Genomic DNA, 250 nt, shown 5'->3' with positions numbered 1-250 from the left:
CTTATACTCTCGGCTTCCTCCTTGGGGTAACTCCCCTAGTCCCCTCCATTTTTTCAAATTTTCCACATCACATTGCATATGCGTTTCATGTTTTTGTTATTGTTTTTCTCGGTTCGTTTTTGCTTCTTGTAACACTTAACGCCTCACAGGCTGACTTGCCTTAAATTCTCGCTCTCGCACCCCACCCCATCCCTATCCCGGTCAAAGCGGTGCGGGTCCGGGGGCAAGACCTGGAAGCGCGTGTGGGGGA

1 protein-coding gene is annotated in these 250 nt (G+C 50.4%); it reads right to left on the bottom strand.

The genetic code is table 11. The features are described from left to right. Positions 1 to 143 precede the first annotated feature (143 nt). The coding region (locus ACYQ0J_RS00710; RefSeq protein WP_460170284.1) for an excalibur calcium-binding domain-containing protein at positions 144 to 250 on the bottom strand (107 nt) is incomplete at its 5' end.

It is taken from the genome of Thermus sp. FJN-A (genome assembly GCF_054655095.1).
Note: the sequence above shows the minus strand (reverse complement) of the source record. Positions and strands in the feature narration are given on the sequence as shown.